At 68.8% G+C, this 526-nt stretch carries 1 protein-coding gene; it reads left to right on the forward strand.

The window, feature by feature from the left end:
• Positions 1-526, forward strand: a 526-nt coding sequence (locus C84B14_RS17970; protein WP_353226129.1) for a type VI secretion system Vgr family protein, incomplete at both ends; no start/stop codon positions are given.

Here is a 526-nt window from a genome sequence, read left to right on the forward strand (position 1 = left end):
TACCGGCAATGCCCCGGCGTGGTTCGCCGGCCAGGCCGGCGAACACGCCCATCCGGCCGTGTTCTCTGGCCTCAAGACCCAGGCCCTATCGACGAGCGGGCAGGGCATCGGCGGCTACAACCAGCTCGTATTCGATGCCACGCCCAAGCAACTGCGCACCCAGCTGGCCACCACCGAATACGCCAGCTCGCTGGCGCTGGGTCATCTCAAACACCAGACCGACAACCAGCGCGGCGCCGACCGCGGCCACGGCGCCGAACTCACCACGCAATCCTACGGCAGCCTGCGTGGCGGCCAGGGCGTGCTGCTCACCACCGAAGGCGGGCAAGAACAGCTTCGCGCCGACGGCGCAAAAGCCGCCCTCGGCCAGGCCCACGGGCTGATCAAAAGCCTCGCCGAAGCCGCCGACGCCCAACAAGCCACCGTCGAAGGCGACCCCAAACCCGCAGACCGCCCCGCGCTCACGGCCCTCGAAGACACACAAGAATCGATCGCCGCCACCGCATCGGGCACCGGTACCACGACA

This window comes from Salinisphaera sp. C84B14, assembly GCF_040361435.1.
Lineage (GTDB): Bacteria > Pseudomonadota > Gammaproteobacteria > Nevskiales > Salinisphaeraceae > Salinisphaera.